We start from the raw sequence: 18,946 nt of genomic DNA, 5'->3' as shown, positions 1-18,946 counted from the left end.
ACCGGGTAATACGTCGTTACGTAAGATGTTATCTGTGGTCACTCGGCGTCGCGGTGATGCGTCGGTTCGGGCGCGCCCCTTCCATGGGAGGGTCCGGGGTTATTAATCCTAGTTGTGAGTCTAGAGTCATATGGCGCAGGACGAATATCAGCACTACATCGACGGCGAGTGGACGGACGGCACCGGCGACGAGACGTTCGAGAGCGCGAACCCCGCGACGGGCGAGTCGCTGGGGACGTTCCGACGCGGTACGCCCGAGGACATCGACGCGGCGGCCGCCGCGGCCGACGAGGCGTACGAGGAGTGGCGCGAACTCTCCCACATCGACCGCGCGGAGTACCTCTGGGACATCTACCACGAACTGCGCGACCGCACTGAGGAACTCGCGGAAATCGTCACCAAAGAGTGCGGCAAAGAGATTTCCGAGGGCCGCGCCGACGTCATCGAGGCGTACCACATGGTCGAGTGGGCCGCGGGCGACGCCCGTCACCCCAAAGGCGACGTGGTCCCCTCCGAGATTCCCGCGAAGGACGCCTACATGCGCCGCAAGCCCCGTGGCGTCGTCGGCTGTATCACCCCGTGGAACTTCCCCGTCGCCATCCCCTTCTGGCACATGGCCGTCGCGCTCGTCGAGGGCAACACCGTCGTCTGGAAGCCCGCCGAGCAGACGCCGTGGTGCGGGCAGATTATCGCCGAGATGTTTGAGGACGCCGGCATCCCCGACGGCGTGTTCAACATGGTACAGGGCTTCGGTGACGCCGGCGCGAGCATCGTCGACGACGAGCGCGTCGACTCCGTGCTGTTCACGGGCTCCGCCGAGGTCGGCCACGAGGTCGCGAGCAAGGTCGCCCAACAGCCCGGCAAACTCGCCGCGTGCGAGATGGGCGGCAAGAACAACATCGTCATCACGGAGAAGGCGGACCTCGACATCGCGGTCCACTCCGCGACGATGTCGTCGTTCAAGACCACCGGCCAGCGCTGTGTCTCCTCCGAGCGCATCGTCGTCCACGAGGACGTGTACGACGAGTTCAAGGAGCGCTTCGTCGAGAACGCGAAGAACGTCTCCGTGGGCGACCCGCTCCGCGAGGACACGTTCATGGGCCCCCTCATCGAGGAGGGCCACAAGGAGAAAGTCACGAACTACAACGAACTCGCGGAGACGGAGGGCGTGAACGTCCTCGTCGACCGCACCGAACTCGACGCCGACGAGATTCCCGAGGGCCACGAAGACGGCCACTGGGTCGGGCCGTTCGTCTACGAGGCCGACCCCCACGACGACCTCCGCTGCACCCACGAGGAGGTGTTCGGCCCCCACGTCGCCCTGCTGAAATACTCCGGCGACATCGAGGATGCAGTCGAGATTCAGAACGACACCGACTACGGGCTGGCCGGTGCCGTCATCTCCGAGGACTACCGCCAGATAAACTACTTCCGCGACCACGCCGAGGTCGGCCTCGCCTACGGCAACCTCCCGTGTATCGGCGCGGAGGTCCACCTCCCGTTCGGCGGCGTGAAGAAGTCCGGCAACGGCTACCCCTCGGCCCGCGAAATCATCGAGGCCGTCACCGAGCGCACCGCGTGGACGCTCAACAACTCCAAGGAGATTCGCATGGCACAGGGCCTCTCGGCGGACATCAAGACAAAGCAAGACGACTGAAGTCGTCCGGTCGGTCACCGCGTCACGGCCCCGCAGCAGTCCTGCTTTTTCCGTCCGCTGTTTTCAGTGTCCGTCGGTCGATTCAGCCTCCCCGTGAGCGCCGGCCGCGACGTAGACGCCGGGCATCCCCGTCTCCTCGACGGTCAGCGCCACTTCCTCGTCCTCCTCGGCGGGGCGGTCGGTCACGACGGTCACGGCCTCGATTGGGTCGCGGCGGACGAACGCCAAGACGAGGTCGAGCATCGAGGGATGGCCGCCCTTCCGAACGACGAGTACGTGACGCGAGTCGGCCAGCGCCCGGAGTTCGGGCGACAGGTCCTCGTCGTCGAGTTCGTCCGGTGGAATGGCGTGCAGCACGTCGCCTCGAATCGTCTCGGTCATGGTGGCTCCACGGGGGCCGGGGGAAAGAAGCGTGCGCTCTCGGACTGTCGGGCGGTCGGGGGGTCGCCGCCGAGGCGCGGCGACGCCGTGGCTCGGAGCGAAGCGGTCGTCAAAAGGCGGAGGCGAATTCGCCTCCCGCCGAATCTCGCGTCACCAGTCGGCGAAGTGAGACGAGGGGAGTGCGCTCCCACCGGGCTTGGGAGCGCGAAACGACGTGGCCACGTCGTTTCGGATGCCGCAACAGACCCCGAAACGTTGCGGCGGGTGCGGCGGATGTGGAGTCGCCGACGACTGGCGAGAAAAGCGCCTATTGCGCCGGCGACTTTCGCTTAGGAGCCACGATGTATAAAGCCACCGCAACAGCCGTTCTCATACCCCGTGAGCGCACGGCTCTCGCGGTTTCTCGCCCTGTCTCACCGAGCGTCGACGGTCGTCGCCGGCGTTACGCGGTCGCTTCGAACTCGCGTCGGAGCTCCGTTTCGAGGTTGTCGAGTTCGCGGTCGAGGTTGCGCTCGAAGAACGCCTCGACGCCCGGCAGTCGGCCGTCGACGGTGAACTCGTTGACGAGGCGGCTGCCGCCGTCGTGTTCCTCGATAGTGTGTTCGCCCGTCACCCGCATCACCCGCGACTTACCGACGAACTTGACGTGGGTCGGCTCGTCGACTTCGATGTCTTCCGTCTCGACTGTCACCGTCGAACGGACGAGCGGAATCGGGAGTTCGAGATACCACGTCGCGTGGCGGCCGTCGTCGGACACGTCGAAGCGGTCGACGACGCTGATAGCCCCCGCTCGCTTGGCCGGGTCGGCGATGAACTCCCAGACGCGCTCGCCGGGAGCGTCGAACTCGAACGTTCGTTTCACGCGGACGGTCATGAGATACCATCACACCTCCACAGTAAAAATCCGTGGAATCGCCTCAGCTTCGGGTGACGCGCCACGTCGTCGAGCGGGCGCGTCCCCACTTCTCGATTTCGACGTCTTCGGACTTCTCGGCCAGCCGCGGCAGACGGGACCCGACCTGCTTCGCGGTGAGACCGATGGCTTCGGCGATGTTCTTCGCCCGGAAGTAGCCCTCGCCGCGGCTGACGCTGTCGCGGAGATAGGCGAGAATGCGTTGTTCCTCGTCGGTGTACTCAGTCATCCTCGGACCGTCTAGGGAATGGGCGTTATTAACGGTTACCCGTGTTCCTCAGCGTTGATACTCAACGTTACTGGAACAGGTGCGCGCCGCAGACCGCCAGCGAGGCCGCGATAATCGCGACCATGAACCCGAGCGCCTTCGTCAACTGGTCCGGTCCGGCGACCATCAGCCCTGCGCCGACGAGCGTGAGTACGCCGAACAACGCCGCAAAGCCGATGGACTTGTCGGATTGCACCGTCTTGGTTTCCATGTTTCCGACCTTCGCGGGTGCGCACTTAGTTCATTCGACACCGCCTGCCGTGGGGCGACGTGTCGGGGTCGAGGCGTGCGGGACGGTCCCGCGAACCGCCGTCGCGCTCGGCCGTTCGACATATGTACCACCAGTCTCGTGTGTCCACAAGATGGGACTGACATCCGCGCTGTTCGGCGGTAAACTCCGTATCGCGCTCGTCGCGCTGGTGCTCGTCGCGGCCGTCGTCGGTGCGGCGTTCGCGGCCGGAATAATCGGCGCGCCGAGCGTCGACCGAGTCGACAACCGGTTCGGCGGCGTCAACGAGACGGCGACGGTCATCGAGACCGACCTGTACGTCTCGAACCCGAACCCGCTTTCAGCGAACCTCTCCGGGCTCGCCGTCGACTACGGCGTCGAGATGAACGGGATTCGGATGGCGACCGGCGAGAAGGAAGGCGTCTCTGTCGGGCAGGGGACCACGGCAGTCCCGCTTCGGACGACGCTCGAAAACGAGTGCATCCCCGAGTGGTGGGTCTCGCACGTCCAGAACGGCGAGCACACCGACCTCGCCGTGAACGCCACCATCTCCTCGGAGATGCTCGGCCGGACCTTCGAAGCGCCCGAGATCACCCGGAGCATCGACACCGACCTCCTGTCGGCGTTCAACTCCACGGAGACCAGCGAGATAAACGCGGAGTCGCCGGTCGTCTCCGACCCCGTGTTGTACGTCAACGAGACGAGAGCCGAGTGGGGCGAATCCACGGACGAGCGCACGGCGCTCGAACTCACGTTCGTCGTCCACAACCCCAAGCCGTACCCGATTGCGGTCTCCGAACTCGGCTACGACATCTCCATGAACGACGTGGCCGTGGGCGAGGGGACCACGAACTCCGAGTACGTCATCCCTCCGCGGTCGACGGAGACCATCGAGGCGACGACCCACATCCAGAACGACAGGCTCGACGAGTGGTGGGTCACGCATCTCGAACGCGACCAGACGACCGACCTGCACATCGACTTCTACGCGAACCTCGACGCCGGCGGCACGACGCTTCGCGTCCCCCTCGACCCGCTGACCTACGAGAAGACGTTCGAGACGGACATCTTCGGGAACAAGGCGGCGTCTGACGGAAGCGAGACGACGGACGAACCCACGGCGACGGAGACGACCGAGGCGACCGAGACGGCCGAGTCCGAGACCGCGACTTCGACGGCAACCACGACTTCGACAGCGACGACGACCGCGACGACCGCGACGACGCCCTCCTCAGACGACGGGACCACGACCACCGACGACGGCCTCCTGTAACAGTCCCGCGTCAGACGCGGCGTCGGAGGCCGTTCGACCGCCGGCGTCTATCGAAGAATCGTCGGTGAATCCTGACTCAGCCGATAACTCTTTACCATCGGCTACGATAGTCGATGATATGACACGGAGTACCCACGCTCCTGATCGAGTTCTTCTCCCGTAATGAGAACCCTGTGTCCGTCGAGAGTGACGACGAAACCATCGTCGTCTCCTTTGGCGACCAGTCCTGTGAACTGTCCCGAGACGCCGCCGCCGACTTGCAGGAGGCCATCGGCTCGGCGCTGACCGAGAAACGGGAGTTCTTCCGCACGGCCGGCGAGTACCGCCGGGACGGAAGCTACGTCGTCTCCCGCCGCGGCGCGGACTCCACCGGCAACGCGAAGGTGTTCACCAGTTTCGACGAGCTGCGCCGCCTGTACGACCGCCTGCCCGAGCGCTTCACCGCCGAGGACATCGGTCGCACCGGCATCACCGGGTCGCGCCGCCACATGATACTCCGGCACTTCGGCGAGCATCCCGGGTTCGACTGCCGCATCGCCAGTCGGAACCCGCTGACCGGTGAGAAGCAGTCGCCAGAGGAGGAGGAAGAAGAGGCCGTGGAGTTGCTCGCGGACTGAGGCCACGCCCGGCCGTGTGACCCCTCTGAGTTTCCGACGGTGAGCGTGCCGACTGTTCGACGAGTCGCTGCTGTCTCAGGCGATTGCCGATTTGAGTTGCGACCCGCCGAAGATGCCGACGAGGACGGCGATGCGTCCCAACAGGTACGCAACCGCGTAGAGGACGCTGGTGACGGGGTGGTAGAAGAAGAGACAGAAGTACGTCCCGAACGTCACCACCGGGCCGACCGCTCTGAACGCTTTGTTGTCGTTCAGCCGGTTGACGTACTCCGAATACTGGACGAGGAGCGGAAGACCGGCACCGAGTACGAACCCCGGGACGAGGCCGAGGGATACCGCGACGACGACCGACGACGGCCGCGTGTTGACTGCCGAGAGGGGCACGAGACGAGTGCCGGCCACGACGACGAATATCAGAGCGAACTCGATGGTCGCAATCCCCGCCTGAAGTAGACCGAGAAGGAACGTCTTCGTCTCCGTGAAGTCGATGGACTCGCGCCAGAAACGCTCCCGAACGTCTGCGAAGGATGTCACGCGACGGCAATCACGTCAACGAACCAAAATCATTCCGACCGACGACCGACAGTCGAAACTGTGGCTCCAACAGCGCGAAAGAGAGACGTTCGGAATCGGGTGTCGCGGGCGTCGTCGCCTCAGTCTATCGTGACGTGGTCCGACTCCTCGTTGAGCGCGAGGTTCGACGCGATTTCGGCGTTCCGCATCGCGTACTGCGCGGTCTGCTGGAGGCTCACCAGCACCTCGCGAATCTGGAGGAGCTTCTGGTTTTCCATCTCCGGGAGGTCGTTGAGGATGTCGCGCTCGCGGTCGCTAATCTCGCGGAACAGCTCTCGGCACTCGATGGTGAGGTCGTAGTCGCGCTCGACGACGGCCCGCACCGCGGTCGTCGTAATCTCGTCGACGTGGTCCGTGAACTCGCGGATGCGCCGCATCGTCGACTGGTCGACGTCGATGGTGTGGCCCTCGGCGTCCATGACGATGTTGGCGATGTCCTCGGCGTTGTCGGCGGTCAGTTCGAGGTTCTTCGCCACCGAGCGGTAGCCGATGAGCGGGAAGCCCGAATCGAGGCCGACCGCCCGCGCGAGGTTGGGGTTCTGGTAGGACGTGAAGATGAGCCGGAGCAGGAGGACGAAAATCTTGTTCGCCTGCCGCTCGCGGTTGAGCGCCCGCTGGGCGAGGTCGGGGTTGCCGTGGGCGAGCGCCTTGACGGCCTCGCCGCGCATCGTGCTGCCCGTGTTTTCGAGGCGTTCGAGCAGGTTGTTGAGGGTGAAGTCCTCCGCGTCGACCGAACAGCGAATCGCGATTCGCTCGGGGGTCTCCTCGATGACGCCGAGGCCCATGAGCTGGGTCTCGGCTTTGTAGACGGCGTTGATGTGGTCCGAGTCGAGCGCGCCCTCGCTTTTCTCGATGTGGATGACGCGTCGCCCGAGGACGTACTGCGCCACGATGGCGCGTTCGAGCGCCTCCGCGTTCAGACTGTCGGCGCGAATCGTCGCCTTCGAATCTTCGGTGTTGACCGATTCGGGGAGAACCGTCAGCGTTCCCTTGCCGCTCGTTCGAATCGTCACCTCGTCGCCCTTCTCGACGTTGTGTTCCTTGGCCCACTCCGCTGGAAGCGTCATCGCCAGCGTGGAGGGACCGAGACGCTGGACTTTCCGGGTTTCCATGCCATTCAGAACCCATCCAATGACCTTAAATCTCACTATATTACACCCTGTGTGAATAATGGGTAGTGGTTCTCATTGCACACGATTCCGAATATTAAATCATCTACGTCGAGCGGCTGGGATGGAAATGGCTGACCGTCCCGTGCACCGGCGTATTAACCCCGAATTTCCCCGGAACGTCGTCGATACGGGCAGATTATGATTTTCCAGACTATTCATAACTTTACTGCTCCGGAACCTCGTAATAAGCGCCTCCATAGCGACGGGACTGCGGAGGTACGGGAAGAAAGATCGTATCGAAAGCCACACGACAAGAGATGGAGGGAATGCTCGGTCAGGTCCCGAGTTGGATGGAGGACTTGGCAGAACCGGCGAGCGAACACAGTTGGGGGCTCTTCCGCGACCTCAATCTGGGAGAAGACACCGAACTGTCCGGGCGGGAGAAGGCGCTCATCGGCGTCGGCGTCGCGGCCGCGATTAACTGTCCGTACTGTATCTACTTCCACACCGAGGAAGCGCGGTTGAGCGGCGTCACGGACGAGGAACTCAGGGAGGCAGTCAACCTCGCCGCCGACACGAAGTACTTCTCGACGGTGCTCCACGGGAACGAGACCGACCTCGACGGGTTCAAGGCCGAAACGGACGAAATCGTCGAGTACATCACGAAACAACAGGCTCCGGCGGACGACTGACGAGACGGCCGACTGGAGCGGCCTCTCGCTCGATTTTTCTGTGGTGGCGCGTCGCGCCGAGTCGGCCGCATCCGACGTGCGCCGCTCACTCGGTTTTCATCATCCGGCGCTCGACGCGACCCACGCGGACTTTCGTCCACCCGCGGAGGTCCGCGTCGAGGTCGGGGTCGTCGGTGTCGACCCGGAGGACGGGAATCCCGTCGAGTTTCGACCGCGAGGCGACGACCGACACGTCACAGCGTCGAATCACGGCCGGTGAGAGTTGGGGGTTGCCGCGACCGAAGACGAATCCCTGCCCGCCGATGGGCGTGACGACGATAACGTTCTCCGCGCCGAGGTTCGCCAGAATCTCGGCCTCCGTCGCGTCGCGGGCGAGCACCTCGCCGTCGCGGTAGACGTCGACGCCGAGCGGCGAGCCGTCGATTCCCAACTCGGCTTTCACCGCGCCGACGGTGCTTCCGGGACCGAGGACGTAGGTGACGCCTTCGGTCGAGCGGATGTCGTCAGCGACGCCCGCGGCGAGCGACTCGACGGTGCCGCCGCCGGTCTGTTTCGACGACTGGAGGTCCTCCGCGACGGGGACGTGCGCGACCGCCCGAAGCTCCGGCCTGACCTCGCCGTCGCGGTAGTCGTCCTCGTCGATGTCCATGACCTCGCGGGCCTCGGTCCGCTCGAACGAGGTGACGACGTGGGCGGCGTCCTCGGGCGAGACGGCGAACACGGAGGAGTAGACTTTCACGCCCGCGGGGACGCCCAGCATCGGCACGTCGGTCCCGTCGAGCGCCTCGGCCACGTCCGCCGCGGTGCCGTCGCCCCCGACGAACAACACGAGGTCCGCGTCGGCGTCGACGAACGCCTCGGCGGCGGCGACGGTGTCGGCCGCGCTCGTCTCGTCGCCGGACGGTTCGCCGAGCACCTCGGGGTCGAAGCCGGCGTCTCGGGCGGCCGCCGCGCCCATCTCGCCGCCCCACGCGAGCAGTTCCGCCTCGGGGGCGGTCTCGAAGAGCCGAGAGAGCGCCCGTCGCGCCCGCTCTGGCGACCGCGGCTCCGCGCCGCGCGCTCTGGCCTCCGCGACTTTCCCGTCGGTTCCCTTCAGGCCGACCCGGCCGCCCATCCCCGCGACGGGGTTGACGACGACACCGATTCGCATGACTGAACGAACCCGCGCCCCGGGGAAAAGCGACGCGGTAGCCGGCGAGAGGGGAGCCGGCGAGAGGCGACTGGGTCGCGCCCCCACGGGTTCGCTGACGCTCACGCCGCGACAACTGTCGCCAGAACCTCACCGTTTAAGAACCGGACGTGGGAACTGTCACCTATGATTCCGCTATCAGCCAGCGAGCAGGTGTTGCCGACCTCGGAGACGGCCGCGACCGTGCTTCTCGTGGGTATCCTCATGACCGCCGGGTGGCTCTGGTACCTCCAGCGCTGACCCGTCGGCCGGCCGACCCTACTCTTCGTACAGGTCGACTCGCGCTTCGAGCCACGCGGCCGCCGATTCGACCGTCTCCTCGTCGGCTCCGGCGAGTTTAATTCTGACGTGGTCGCCGGGGTAGCTCCCGACGGTCACGTCGAACGCCGATTGGACGGCCTCGAACCGCTCGATGAGCGAGCTTTCGGGCTCCGAGGTGTGGACGAACCGGACGTGGGTCCGCTCGCCGGCGAACTCGTCGGCGACGCGGGCGAACATGGCTTTCATCTCGCCGGGGACGCCGGGGAGCACGTACACCGAGCCGACGACCGCACCGGGCGCGACGCCCTCGTCGTTCGGGAGCATCCGCGACCCCGCGGGGAGGTCGGTCGTCCCCTCCACGAGGTCCGCCGCGGAGTAGCCGCCGTTGGTCTCCAGCCACTCCTCGGCGTCGGCGTTCCGCTCCAGCGAGCGCCCGAACGCGGCCGCGACGCTCTCCATCGTCACGTCGTCGTGCGTCGGCCCCAGTCCGCCGGTGACGACGACGGCGTCGTACTCGGCGTGGTACTCGTTGACGACGCGGGCGATGTCGGCGACGCGGTCGGGGACCGTCGTCACGCGCTCGACGGAGACGCCTCGCGCCGTCAGTTCCTCGCAGAGCCACGCGGCGTTCGTGTTGACGGTGTCGCCGGCGAGGAGTTCGTCCCCGACGGTGACCACGGCGACTTGCATACCCCGAGGTAGCGCGCTGCGAGGCAAAAAAGCGTTCACACCGGCGAACCGCGGGTCGGCGGGCTGACACCGCGGCTCAGTCGTGCGTCAGCGGTCGTCGTCTTCCACGTCCAAGCCGAGTTCCTGTCTGCGGTCGCGGAGCGCCCGAATCTGCCGGCGGTAGTAGAGTATCCCCGCGCCGCCGACCAGCACCGAGACGGCCGCGACGGCCGCGAAGATACCGAGGTCGCGCTGGAGGTAGAACTGCACGACGACGTTCCCATCGGTCACTTCGTCCCACCGGATGTGAAGCCGGTCGTCGACGACTTCGGTGTCGTAGCCCGACGGCCGGACCGACCCGAATATCGGGAAGTCGACGCGGCGGTCCACGGGCAGGACGACCTCGTAGCTCCCCTCGACGAAGACGGGCAGCGAGAACCGCTTCGGCGTCGAGGACGAGCTAAACGCGAGCTTTCCGTCGCGTCCGGCGTCCTCGGGGAGCGTGACGTTCGTGATGCGGTCGTTCTGCGTCACGTCGCCGCCGCGGGCCTTCAGTTCGGTCCCGTTGAGGACGGTCCCGTTGTCGTAGCGGTAGCGGACCGCCTCGACCGAAAGGGGCGTCCGACTGCCGAAGCCGTCGAACCGGTAGAGCTCGACCGAGGAGCTGTTGACCTCGTAGACCGCGCGGAACCGGCCGTTGTCCTGCACCGTGATGTGCGCATCAGTCTCGGCGGTCCACGCGTAGTCGCCGTCGGGCGCGGCGTCGAGCCGGTCGTTCGAGACGCTGGAGGTGCCGCCGAGACACCCGGCGGTCACGAGGAGGAGGGCGAGCGCGGCGATACCGACGAGGAGTCGCCTGTTCATCGTCTTACTGGCCGATGACGCACTTCAGCTCCGCCGGCAGGTACGAGCCGATGCTGGCGAGGAGCCCCGGCGGGTCGGTCTCGTCCCGGCAGACGATGCTCTGTTCGAGCAGGCCGAGGCGCTCGACGGTCACGATGTCCTTCGCGTGGCCGGCGCGGTTGACCGTCGCGCGGACCTCGCCGCGGGTCGCGCTGTTGACGTTGACGCGACCGCTCCCGCGGGTCCAGTCGTAGAGGCGGTCGACCTGCTCGTCGGCCAGCCGCGAGGGCCCCTCGTCGCCGCCGTAGACGAACGTCAGCGGCATATGCTGGACGAGACCGAAGCGGTCGCGAATCTGGGTCGCGGAGCCGCGGCCGAGGCCGAGTTCCTCGGTCGGGATGCGCACCTCGATGCCCGCGTCGAGGACGAAGCCGTCGTCGTCCCAGTGTTCGAGGGTGCCGACGTAGGTCTCGCCGGCCGACAGATGCGGCGTGACCTCGCCCCACTCCTCGCGGAGGACGTTCCGCGCGACCGTCTCGTCGTCGCCGGAGACCGTCACGGAGATGAAACCGTCGTCGCGGACGCCGATGTCGTACGTCACGTCGAGGTCGCCGATGTCGTTGGCGACGAGCGACGTGAGGCTGTCGAGCGCCCGCTCGCGGGCGTCACCGTCGATGTAGCACTTCGTTGCGAGAACGACCATTCAGTTCGTCCCCGTCACTTCGACGTTGAGCTCGTCGCGAAGCTCCTCGATGCGTCGCTCCATCGCGTCGACGAGGTCGTCGTTGTCCATCGGTTCGAGCTGCGCGCCCGTCTCGGGGCACTGGAAGCCGTGTTCCATCGCCTCGGAGAACTCGAAGCGGATGCCGGCGGGTTCCGAGAGGTAGAACTCGTGGTTGCGCTCGTAGTCGAGGCGTTCTTCGAGCGCGTCGAGGAGGCGGTACATCTCCTCTTCGAGGTTCTCGGGGATGTTTTCGTAGTGGAAGGTCCAGAGGTAGGTGAGCCAGCCGGAGTCCTCGTCGCGGACGCGGCGGTACGACGCGAGGTCGTTCTCGTAGAGAATAAACAGCGCGCGGCGCACGTCGTTGAGTTCGAGCCGCAGTTCCTCGGCGAGTTCCTCGTCGGTGACCTCGCCGTCCGGGGGTGCCGCCGCGACCGGCATCCCGGTTGGCCCGACCAACTCGTGGAGGTACTTCTGGATAACAGGGTCGTTCAGTAACTCCTCAAAAGCCATTGTGCGAAATGGCGTCAGGAACGCCATTAAGTCTTATTACTCCCGGGCAGCGGAGAACCGCAAGCGGGCGCGCCGACGCTCCGATTACTCCTCGTCGGCCGGGACGACTTTCTTGCCCGTCGCCATCGGAACCACCCGGTTTTCGGCGTCCTCCCACTCGCGGTCGAGTTCGCGCCCGTCGAACAGGCGGTCGAGGAACACCGCGAGGCCCGCGACCTCCGAGTGCGGCTGGTTCGTGACGCCGACGTTCCAGTCCGCCCCCTCGTACACCTCGAAGGGGACTTTCTCCCCGCCGACGACGACGAGGAGCGGTTCCTCGGCGTGCGCCTCGCGGATGTCGGCTTCAACGTCCTGAACGCGCTCGCCGTACATCGTGAGATGGACGACCCTTCCCTCCCAGTTGCGGATGACGCCGTTGAGCGCTTCGGTGAGTTCGACCTCGAAGGGGCCGCCGAACCGGCCCGTGATGTCCTCGACCGTCTCCATCGAATGGCCGGCGTTGTCCGGTAGGATGACCCGGTCCGCGCCGAGCGCGCGGGCCGTCAGGCCGACGTGCGTCGTCATCCGGTCGTCGCGCCCCGGTCGGTGTCCGTACCGGAGGACGGCGACCTCGGGTTCGTTGTGCATGTCTCTCCGAAGACGGCGGGGGAAAGTGGTGCTTTCGGAACGCGGGCGGCGGCCCGGAGGGGAAACGGACTTATCACTCGGCCGAATCATCTGTGCCATGTCGCTGGAACTCTCCGACAAGCGCGTCCTCGTGACCGGGGGCGCGGGACTCGTCGGCTCTCACCTCGCCGCACACCTCTCCGAGGACAACTACGTGGTCGTCGCCGACGACCTCTCGAAGGGAGACCGCGAGCAGGTCCCCGACGGCGTCGAGTTCGTACAGGCCGACATGACCGACCCCGACGACGTCGCCGAGGCCGTCACCGAGGACCTCGATATCGTCTTCCACTTCGCGGCCTACACGGACACGAACTACGGCAACCCCCGACAGCTGTTCGAGGAGAACACCGAGATGACGTACAACGTCCTCGAACGGATGCAGGAGGTCGGCGTGTCGGATATCGCCTTCACCTCCTCGTCGACCATCTACGGCGAGGCCCCGCGACCGACACCCGAGGACTACGCCCCCCTCGAACCCATCAGCATCTACGGCTCCTCCAAGCTCGCCGACGAGGGCCTGCTTTCGACGTTCGCCCACTCCTACGACTTCACGGTCTACATGTACCGCTTCGCCAACATCGTCGGCCCGAACCAGCGCGGCAACGTCATCCCGGACTTCATCGAGAAGCTCCTCGAAGACCCCGAGACGCTCGAAATCCTCGGCGACGGCCGCCAGGAGAAGTCCTACCTCCACGTCGAGGACTGCATCGACGCGATGTGCCACGTCGTCGAACACGCCGACCGCGACTACAACGTCTACAACCTCGGCACGCGGACGACCACCTCCGTGACGACCATCGCCAACATCGTCGCCGACGTGCTGGACCTCGACCCCGAGTTCGAGTACACCGGCGGCGACCGCGGCTGGACCGGCGACGTGCCGAAGATGCGCCTCTCCATCGAGAAGCTCTCCGCGCTCGGCTGGGAGCCCGACGGGTCGAGCGACGAGGCCGTCCGCCGCGCCGCCGAGGAACTCGCAGCAGAGCTTCGCGCCGAATACGAATAACGGCTGCCGACGCTCACAGCCGCGACCGACACCGACACTGACAATCGCGGCCGACGCCCGGGGCGACCCCGAAACCCGCCCCCGGAGCGAGCCACCTTTCTACCGCGACTCCCTACCCCGGAGCGTGCAGGTCGTCGGCTACGATACCGGAACCCCCGCGCTGCTCGTGAGCGCGAGCGACGGCATCGACTCGGTCGCGCTCGCCCCCGGCACCGAACTCGACTACCGCCTCGGCGACCGCCACTGCGCGGGCACCATCCACGACGACCGCCACGTCGCCTGCGACAATACTCGTGCGCCGTACTGTTCTGACCACCGCCACACGTGGGTCTGCGCGAAGTGTACGGGGACGTGTCTGAAAGACGAGATGGACTGCTACGAGGACCACGCGGTCTATCTCGCCGCGTTCGCCCCCGACACGTTCAAAGTCGGCGTCACCCGCGAGTGGCGGCTCGACACCCGCCTGCGCGAGCAGGGGGCGGACCGCGCGGCCCACGTCCGGACGTTCTCGGACGGCCGGGTCGCCCGCGAGTACGAGGCCGAACTGGCGACCGAGATTACCGACCGCATCCGCGTCCCGACCAAAATCGAGGGGTTCGGCCGGGCGGTCGACGCCGCGGCGTGGGACGCCCTCGTCGCCCGGTTCGACCCCATCGAGACGTTCGCGTTCGACTACGGTCTCGACCTCGCCGGCTCGCCTGTCGCCGAGACCGTCGCCACGGGAACGGTCCGCGGCGTGAAGGGGCGCGTGCTCGTCCTCGACCACCGCGGGACGACCTACGCGGTCGACATGCGCGACCTCGTCGGCCACGAACTCGGCGACGGCGGGACCGACCGCGACCTCCAGTCGAGCCTCGGCGCGTTCGGGTGAGCGACGGCACGCTTCTCAGAGACCGTCAGCACTTTCCGGGAGGACGGCCAATTCGCTCTCATGGCTGACGACGAACCCGCAGACGAGACGCAGACGCCCGGCGAGGGCGACGACGGCGAAGAAGAGAAGTCGTTCCGCGAGCGGGTCGAAGAGATTCGACAGCGCCGCGAGAAAGAGCGCGAGGAAGGCGAGCGTCCCGACCCCGAAGAGATGATGGGCGGCGGCGGCCCCGGCGGCATGGGCGGCGGCGGCAACCCGTTCGCGCAGATGATGAGCGGCATGATGGGCGGCGGCGGCCCCGGCGGCATGGGCGGTGGCGGCGGCATGGGCGGCGGTCCCGGAAGTATGGGCGGCGGCCCGCGCGACCCCGAGCAGGGAAGCGGAAACGACGAACAGCTCGTCCGGGAGGTCCGACAGCTCCGCGACGAGGTCCGCGACGTGAACCGCGAACTGCGCCGCATCGCTGACGCGCTCGAAGGTCGCGACTAACGCGGTTTCGCAGTCGGTCTCGCTGTTTTTTATTCCGATGCCAACCGGTCGTAGAGCGCGGCGAGTCGGTCGACAGACCGGTCGACGCTCACCTCGTCACGGCGGTCGAGACACCGCGCGCTGAGCTCCTCGCGCTCCGCCAGCGCCCGCCGGATTCCGCGCCGGAACCCGTCTAAATCGCCGGACTCGTAGTGGTAGCCGGTCACGCCGTCGAGGACGGTGTTCTCAAGTGCGCCCTCGTTGACGCCGACGACAGGCGTCCCGCAGGCGTTGGCCTCCAGCGCGACGAGCCCCTGCGTCTCGACGGGGCTCGGAAAACAGAACACGTCGAGCGCGGAGTAGAACGCCGGCAGTTCCTCGCGGTCGAGAAAGCCGAGGAAACGAGCGTCCACGCCGAGGTCGTCGGCGAGGGCTGACAGCTCGTCGCGGGCGGGGCCGTCGCCGCCGAAGACGAGCGTCGCGTCGAGGTCGGCCGCGGCCCGGACGAGTTCGTCGAGACGCTTCTCGTAGCCGTGACGGCCCGTGTAGCCGATGAGGGGGCCGTTGCCGAGGTCGTAGCGGCGGCGGAAGTCGTCGCCCTCGACGGGTTCGAACCGCTCCACGTCGATGCCGTTCGAGAGGACGACGATTTCGGCCTCGACGCCGACCTCGTCGACGAGGCGGCGCTCTGCGTCCTCGCTCGGGACGATGACCGCGTCGGCGCGGTCGAAGAACCACCGCTCGTACCGCTCGGCGGTGCGCTCGACGCCGCGCTCGATAGCGCCGACGGAGCTGAGGTACTCGGCGTACTCGCCGGTCGGGGTGTGGTAGGTCGCCACGAGCGGGATGTCGTGCCGGCGAGCGAGTCGGAGTCCGGCCAGTCCGAGGCCGAACGGAGTGTGGGCGTGGACGACGTCGACGTCGTCGACGGCTCCCGGAATGCGCGGCGCGCCGATTCGAATCCCCTCGTAGAACGGGAACGGAAGGCTTCGGACGCCGTACTCGCCGGGCTCGGGGTCGTAGTCGTCGTCCGCCGGGAACACCACGTCCATGCGGCCGCCGCGGCGGTGCCACCGCTCGCGCCACGTCTGAATCGTGTAGGTGACGCCGTTGACGGTCGGTAGGTACGTGTCGGTGAACGCGGCGACCGACTGCATGGCCGTTCGTGCGACCCCGACGGGATAAACCGTTGTGACTTCCCGCTGGACTGTCGTGTGTTAGCGTGCCAGCTTCCAGATGGTCGAGTATCTCGCCGGTCAGCCTTCGAGTCGCCCGGCCAGCGCGTCCTCGTACGTCTCGACGAGCCTGTCGCCGACGCGGTCGAGGCTGTGTTTGGCGGCGGTCTCGCGGGCGTTCTCGCCGAGCCGTCGCCGGAGGTCGGGGTCGCGGGCGAGGAGATCGAGCGCCCGGCGGAACTCCGCGTCGGTCGAACACTTCAGGCAGTCGTGGCCGTGGGTATAGAACTCCTCGAACACCGGGATGTCGCGGATGACGACCGCCTTCCCGCAGGCCATCGCTTCGAGGACCGCGATGCCCTGATTCTCGTTTTTCGTCGCGAACAGGTAGACGTCGCCCGCGCCGAACGCGCCGCGGATGTCGTCTATCCAGCCGGTGAACGTGACGTTCTCGGGGGCGTTTTCGACCCAGTACCGCACCGTCTTCGAGGCGTGCGGGCCGGTGTCGTAGGGGCCGAACCACGCGAAGTCGTAGTCGGTCTCTTGTGCGAGCGTGCAGAACGTCGTGAGCCCCTTGCGCTCGAAGACGTTGCCGACGGTGAACACGGTCATCCCGTCGAGGTCGTACTCGGTTCGGTACTCCTCGCGGCGGTCTTCGAACCCGTCGAGCGCGTCGGTGTCGACGCCGTTCGAAACCGGTCGAATCGGCGCGTCGACCGGGTAGGATTCGAGGGTTCGCTTCGTGTACTCGGAGGGACAGAGCACCACGTCGGCCTGCGAGTAGAACCACTTGAGGTACTTCCCGAGGGCGGGGGCGACCGCGGTCGACCCGCGGAAGCTCTCGGCGAAGTCCTCGCGGGTGACGTGCGAGTGGAGGACGAGCGGGATGTCGTTGCGCTTGGCCTGTCTGGCCACGGCGAGCGAGCCGGGACCGATGAGGTTGCAGTGGGCCACGTCGTAGTCGCGGACGACCCCGTCGCCCCGCAGGAGGCCCGCGGCACCCGCGGCGACCGACTCGGGCCACGGGGAGGTGACGACCTCCACATCGGTCGTGGCGAGGGCCGCCCGCTGCTGGTCGGTGGCGGTGCCGATGCCGCTACGGTCGAGTTGCGAGGCGAACTCGAGGTAGTTCAGGACGCGCACAGTCGCCGTTTTTCCGGCCGGGGTATCACAGTATCGGCTTCGGTTCCTCGGTGTCGGTCCCGCGTCGCGGTTCGGAACGTCTTTGTCCGGGCCGCTCGCCCGAACGTGTATGAACATCGCGGAGGAGCGCATCGACCGACTCCACGCCCTCGCCCGCGAGGCGGCGAGCGACCGCGACCACGACCGCGCCCGGGAGTATGTCCGCCTCGCCCGTCGCGTCGCGGAGCGGAACCGCTGCGGCCTCCCCAGAGCGTTCCGCCGGTTCTCCTGCGACGACTGCGACGCCTACCTCCGCCCCGGCGTCAACGCCCGCGTCCGGACCCGCGCCGGCGGCCACGTCGTCGTCAGGTGCGACTGCGGGGCGACGAAGCGCTATCCCTACTGACCGCCCGACGGCGATTTCGGTAGAATCGGCCCCTTCTCGCGTGTGTACGACAACCAAACGGCCGCCAAAGCCTTACTATTGAAGCCCTCTGGCACATAGTGGAGGCCACACATGAACACGCAGGAGCTGCGGAAGGAGGCCCACGACCTCGACGTGACCGTCTGGGTGGGTAAGAGCGGCATCGAATCGGTGGTCGGCGAACTCAACGACCAGCTGGCAGACCGGAACCTCGTGAAAGCGAAGTTCCTCCGGGCGGCGCTCGGGGGCACGACGGTCGACGAGGCCGCCGCTGATCTCGCGGAGCGCGTGAACGCGGACCTGATAGAGACACGGGGGAAGACAGCGGTCTACCACCGATGAACGAGCTTGTAGTCCCGCTCCAACTGCAGGGTGACGGCGGTGCTGTCGGCCGGGTTCTCACCCAGCAGAACGTCCCGTACGCCGAGACGCTCGGGACGCTCTTGGGTCTCGTTCTCGGCTTCGCCGTCGTCTACATCGTCGGCAAGGCCGTCGTGTCGTCCGCGCTCAACCGCGTCCTCGACCGGCGCGGCGCGGACGAACACGCGAAAAAGCCCCTGATGAAAATCGCGACCCTCGTCGTGGCGTTCGTCGCCCTCGGCGCTGGGTTCGCGTTCGCCGGCCTCGGCAACATCCTGCAGTCGCTCGCCACCATCGGCGCGGCCGCGACGCTCGCAATCGGCTTCGCCATGCAGGACGTCATCGCCAACTTCGTCGCCGGCATCTTCATCTTCACCGACAAGCCGTTCCGCATCAACGACTGGATTGAATGGGACGGCAACGCCGGCGTCGTCGAGGACATCTCCTTCCGCGTGACGCGCGTTCGTACCTTCGACAACGAACTGCTCACTGTGCCGAACTCGCAGCTCACCGACGGCGTCATCAAGAACCCCGTCGCGAAGGACAAACTCCGCTTGCAGGTGCCGTTCGGCATCGGCTACGACGACGACATCCAGCAGGCGACCGACATCATCCTCGACGAGGCTGAAAACCACGAGGGAATCATGACGACGCCCGAGCCGTCGGTCAGACTGACCGAACTCGGCGACTCGTCGGTCACGCTCAAGTCGCGCATCTGGATTTCCCAGCCCAGCCGCGCCGACTTCGTCAAGACCCGCGGCGAGTACGTTACCGCCGTCAAAGAGCGGTTCGACGAGGAGGGCATCGACATCCCCTACCCGAACCGCACCCTCAGCGGTGAACTCTCGGTCGGCGGCGCAGAGCGCCTCGCGCAGTCCAACGACTGAGGCACACGACCGACCGCGGGGGACCGCCCCGCCCGGTTCACACGCCGACTCGCCTT

At 66.6% G+C, this 18,946-nt stretch carries 24 protein-coding genes; 10 read left to right on the top strand and 14 right to left on the bottom strand.

What is annotated here, in order from left to right; all coding sequences use genetic code 11:
- The first annotated feature begins 130 nt into the window (after nt 1–130).
- Nucleotides 131–1,657: an aldehyde dehydrogenase family protein gene (locus tag HVO_RS10415; RefSeq protein ID WP_004043752.1), complete on the top strand. Its 1,527-nt coding sequence runs from the start codon at nt 131–133 to the stop codon at nt 1,655–1,657.
- Between the two features lie 63 nt (nt 1,658–1,720).
- On the opposite strand, the gene HVO_RS10410 is transcribed toward HVO_RS10415, so the two are convergent.
- The 4 genes from HVO_RS10410 to HVO_RS10395 form a co-directional block, all read right to left on the bottom strand.
- Nucleotides 1,721–2,038 (bottom strand): DUF7526 family protein, encoded by a 318-nt coding sequence (locus tag HVO_RS10410; protein WP_004043753.1) that lies wholly within the window; start codon nt 2,036–2,038, stop codon nt 1,721–1,723.
- Between the two features lie 442 nt (nt 2,039–2,480).
- A complete protein-coding gene (locus HVO_RS10405; RefSeq protein ID WP_004043754.1) occupies nt 2,481–2,912 on the bottom strand; it encodes an SRPBCC family protein in 432 nt (143 codons plus the stop codon).
- Nucleotides 2,913–2,955: 43 nt separating this feature from the next.
- Nucleotides 2,956–3,180, bottom strand: coding sequence for a DUF7123 family protein (locus tag HVO_RS10400; protein ID WP_004043755.1), 225 nt, complete (start codon nt 3,178–3,180; stop codon nt 2,956–2,958).
- Nucleotides 3,181–3,247: 67 nt separating this feature from the next.
- The gene (locus tag HVO_RS10395) at nt 3,248–3,430 is read right to left on the bottom strand and encodes a DUF7525 family protein (RefSeq protein WP_004043756.1); all 183 of its coding nucleotides are present in this window, start codon (nt 3,428–3,430) and stop codon (nt 3,248–3,250) included.
- A gap of 151 nt (nt 3,431–3,581) precedes the next feature.
- Between HVO_RS10395 and HVO_RS10390 the strand changes: the two genes are divergently transcribed.
- Entirely contained in the window at nt 3,582–4,721 is a 1,140-nt protein-coding gene (locus tag HVO_RS10390; RefSeq protein WP_004043757.1) for an LEA type 2 family protein, read from the top strand.
- A 173-nt stretch (nt 4,722–4,894) separates the two neighbouring features.
- Complete coding sequence (locus HVO_RS10385; RefSeq protein ID WP_004043758.1) at nt 4,895–5,338, top strand: DUF7528 family protein; 444 nt, start codon at nt 4,895–4,897, stop codon at nt 5,336–5,338.
- Between the two features lie 75 nt (nt 5,339–5,413).
- On the opposite strand, the gene HVO_RS10380 is transcribed toward HVO_RS10385, so the two are convergent.
- Nucleotides 5,414–5,872 carry a hypothetical protein gene (locus tag HVO_RS10380; protein WP_004043759.1) on the bottom strand — a complete coding sequence of 153 codons (459 nt, stop codon included), beginning with the start codon at nt 5,870–5,872 and terminating at the stop codon, nt 5,414–5,416.
- Between the two features lie 119 nt (nt 5,873–5,991).
- Nucleotides 5,992–7,023 (bottom strand): phosphate signaling complex PhoU family protein, encoded by a 1,032-nt coding sequence (locus HVO_RS10375; protein ID WP_004043760.1) that lies wholly within the window; start codon nt 7,021–7,023, stop codon nt 5,992–5,994.
- A gap of 317 nt (nt 7,024–7,340) precedes the next feature.
- Here HVO_RS10375 and HVO_RS10370 point away from each other — a divergent pair, with 317 nt between their 5' ends.
- Nucleotides 7,341–7,715 carry a carboxymuconolactone decarboxylase family protein gene (locus tag HVO_RS10370; RefSeq protein WP_004043761.1) on the top strand — a complete coding sequence of 125 codons (375 nt, stop codon included), beginning with the start codon at nt 7,341–7,343 and terminating at the stop codon, nt 7,713–7,715.
- Between the two features lie 85 nt (nt 7,716–7,800).
- On the opposite strand, the gene HVO_RS10365 is transcribed toward HVO_RS10370, so the two are convergent.
- From HVO_RS10365 to HVO_RS10340, 6 genes are all read right to left on the bottom strand, one after another.
- Nucleotides 7,801–8,865: an ATP-NAD kinase family protein gene (locus HVO_RS10365; protein ID WP_004043762.1), complete on the bottom strand. Its 1,065-nt coding sequence runs from the start codon at nt 8,863–8,865 to the stop codon at nt 7,801–7,803.
- Nucleotides 8,866–9,162: 297 nt separating this feature from the next.
- Nucleotides 9,163–9,855 (bottom strand): competence/damage-inducible protein A, encoded by a 693-nt coding sequence (locus HVO_RS10360; protein WP_004043764.1) that lies wholly within the window; start codon nt 9,853–9,855, stop codon nt 9,163–9,165.
- An 87-nt stretch (nt 9,856–9,942) separates the two neighbouring features.
- Nucleotides 9,943–10,698: a DUF5803 family protein gene (locus HVO_RS10355; RefSeq protein WP_004043765.1), complete on the bottom strand. Its 756-nt coding sequence runs from the start codon at nt 10,696–10,698 to the stop codon at nt 9,943–9,945.
- A gap of 4 nt (nt 10,699–10,702) precedes the next feature.
- A complete protein-coding gene (locus HVO_RS10350) occupies nt 10,703–11,380 on the bottom strand; it encodes a DUF2110 family protein (protein ID WP_004043766.1) in 678 nt (225 codons plus the stop codon).
- Nucleotides 11,381–11,911 carry a transcription factor gene (locus tag HVO_RS10345; protein WP_004043767.1) on the bottom strand — a complete coding sequence of 177 codons (531 nt, stop codon included), beginning with the start codon at nt 11,909–11,911 and terminating at the stop codon, nt 11,381–11,383.
- Nucleotides 11,912–11,995: 84 nt separating this feature from the next.
- Entirely contained in the window at nt 11,996–12,538 is a 543-nt protein-coding gene (locus HVO_RS10340; RefSeq protein WP_004043768.1) for a tRNA (cytidine(56)-2'-O)-methyltransferase, read from the bottom strand.
- Nucleotides 12,539–12,635: 97 nt separating this feature from the next.
- Between HVO_RS10340 and HVO_RS10335 the strand changes: the two genes are divergently transcribed.
- The 3 genes from HVO_RS10335 (at nt 12,636) to HVO_RS10325 (ending at nt 14,943) form a co-directional block, all read left to right on the top strand.
- On the top strand, nt 12,636–13,583 hold the full coding sequence (locus HVO_RS10335) for an NAD-dependent epimerase/dehydratase family protein (RefSeq protein ID WP_004043769.1): 948 nt from the start codon (nt 12,636–12,638) through the stop codon (nt 13,581–13,583).
- A gap of 124 nt (nt 13,584–13,707) precedes the next feature.
- Complete coding sequence (locus HVO_RS10330) at nt 13,708–14,454, top strand: DUF2797 domain-containing protein (protein WP_004043770.1); 747 nt, start codon at nt 13,708–13,710, stop codon at nt 14,452–14,454.
- Nucleotides 14,455–14,514: 60 nt separating this feature from the next.
- Nucleotides 14,515–14,943, top strand: coding sequence for a hypothetical protein (locus HVO_RS10325; RefSeq protein ID WP_004043771.1), 429 nt, complete (start codon nt 14,515–14,517; stop codon nt 14,941–14,943).
- A gap of 29 nt (nt 14,944–14,972) precedes the next feature.
- Here HVO_RS10325 and HVO_RS10320 read toward each other — a convergent pair whose 3' ends face one another.
- A complete protein-coding gene (locus HVO_RS10320) occupies nt 14,973–16,079 on the bottom strand; it encodes a glycosyltransferase family 4 protein (RefSeq protein WP_004043772.1) in 1,107 nt (368 codons plus the stop codon).
- A 99-nt stretch (nt 16,080–16,178) separates the two neighbouring features.
- Complete coding sequence (locus HVO_RS10315) at nt 16,179–17,240, bottom strand: glycosyltransferase family 4 protein (RefSeq protein ID WP_013035605.1); 1,062 nt, start codon at nt 17,238–17,240, stop codon at nt 16,179–16,181.
- Between the two features lie 109 nt (nt 17,241–17,349).
- Here HVO_RS10315 and HVO_RS10310 point away from each other — a divergent pair, with 109 nt between their 5' ends.
- From HVO_RS10310 to HVO_RS10300, 3 genes are all read left to right on the top strand, one after another.
- Nucleotides 17,350–17,625, top strand: a complete 276-nt coding sequence (locus HVO_RS10310) for a ribonuclease P protein component 4 (RefSeq protein ID WP_004043774.1) — start codon at nt 17,350–17,352, stop codon at nt 17,623–17,625.
- Nucleotides 17,626–17,736: 111 nt separating this feature from the next.
- Nucleotides 17,737–17,985: a YhbY family RNA-binding protein gene (locus HVO_RS10305; RefSeq protein WP_004043775.1), complete on the top strand. Its 249-nt coding sequence runs from the start codon at nt 17,737–17,739 to the stop codon at nt 17,983–17,985.
- Nucleotides 17,982–18,890 (top strand): mechanosensitive ion channel family protein, encoded by a 909-nt coding sequence (locus HVO_RS10300; protein WP_004043776.1) that lies wholly within the window; start codon nt 17,982–17,984, stop codon nt 18,888–18,890. The genes HVO_RS10305 and HVO_RS10300 overlap by 4 nt, the downstream gene beginning before the upstream one ends.
- Nucleotides 18,891–18,946 lie beyond the last annotated feature (56 nt).

The sequence above is a fragment of the Haloferax volcanii DS2 genome (genome assembly GCF_000025685.1).
GTDB lineage: Archaea > Halobacteriota > Halobacteria > Halobacteriales > Haloferacaceae > Haloferax > Haloferax volcanii.
Note: the sequence above shows the minus strand (reverse complement) of the source record. Positions and strands in the feature narration are given on the sequence as shown.

Coding starts and splice junctions, on each gene's coding strand:
- HVO_RS10415 (WP_004043752.1), top strand. CDS start 131: ATGGCGCAGGACGAATATCAGCACTACATCGACGGCGAGTGGACGGAC.
- HVO_RS10410 (WP_004043753.1), bottom strand. CDS start 2,038: ATGACCGAGACGATTCGAGGCGACGTGCTGCACGCCATTCCACCGGAC.
- HVO_RS10405 (WP_004043754.1), bottom strand. CDS start 2,912: ATGACCGTCCGCGTGAAACGAACGTTCGAGTTCGACGCTCCCGGCGAG.
- HVO_RS10400 (WP_004043755.1), bottom strand. CDS start 3,180: ATGACTGAGTACACCGACGAGGAACAACGCATTCTCGCCTATCTCCGC.
- HVO_RS10395 (WP_004043756.1), bottom strand. CDS start 3,430: ATGGAAACCAAGACGGTGCAATCCGACAAGTCCATCGGCTTTGCGGCG.
- HVO_RS10390 (WP_004043757.1), top strand. CDS start 3,582: ATGGGACTGACATCCGCGCTGTTCGGCGGTAAACTCCGTATCGCGCTC.
- HVO_RS10375 (WP_004043760.1), bottom strand. CDS start 7,023: ATGGAAACCCGGAAAGTCCAGCGTCTCGGTCCCTCCACGCTGGCGATG.
- HVO_RS10370 (WP_004043761.1), top strand. CDS start 7,341: ATGGAGGGAATGCTCGGTCAGGTCCCGAGTTGGATGGAGGACTTGGCA.
- HVO_RS10365 (WP_004043762.1), bottom strand. CDS start 8,865: ATGCGAATCGGTGTCGTCGTCAACCCCGTCGCGGGGATGGGCGGCCGG.
- HVO_RS10360 (WP_004043764.1), bottom strand. CDS start 9,855: ATGCAAGTCGCCGTGGTCACCGTCGGGGACGAACTCCTCGCCGGCGAC.
- HVO_RS10355 (WP_004043765.1), bottom strand. CDS start 10,698: ATGAACAGGCGACTCCTCGTCGGTATCGCCGCGCTCGCCCTCCTCCTC.
- HVO_RS10350 (WP_004043766.1), bottom strand. CDS start 11,380: ATGGTCGTTCTCGCAACGAAGTGCTACATCGACGGTGACGCCCGCGAG.
- HVO_RS10345 (WP_004043767.1), bottom strand. CDS start 11,911: ATGGCTTTTGAGGAGTTACTGAACGACCCTGTTATCCAGAAGTACCTC.
- HVO_RS10340 (WP_004043768.1), bottom strand. CDS start 12,538: ATGCACAACGAACCCGAGGTCGCCGTCCTCCGGTACGGACACCGACCG.
- HVO_RS10335 (WP_004043769.1), top strand. CDS start 12,636: ATGTCGCTGGAACTCTCCGACAAGCGCGTCCTCGTGACCGGGGGCGCG.
- HVO_RS10325 (WP_004043771.1), top strand. CDS start 14,515: ATGGCTGACGACGAACCCGCAGACGAGACGCAGACGCCCGGCGAGGGC.
- HVO_RS10320 (WP_004043772.1), bottom strand. CDS start 16,079: ATGCAGTCGGTCGCCGCGTTCACCGACACGTACCTACCGACCGTCAAC.
- HVO_RS10310 (WP_004043774.1), top strand. CDS start 17,350: ATGAACATCGCGGAGGAGCGCATCGACCGACTCCACGCCCTCGCCCGC.
- HVO_RS10305 (WP_004043775.1), top strand. CDS start 17,737: ATGAACACGCAGGAGCTGCGGAAGGAGGCCCACGACCTCGACGTGACC.
- HVO_RS10300 (WP_004043776.1), top strand. CDS start 17,982: ATGAACGAGCTTGTAGTCCCGCTCCAACTGCAGGGTGACGGCGGTGCT.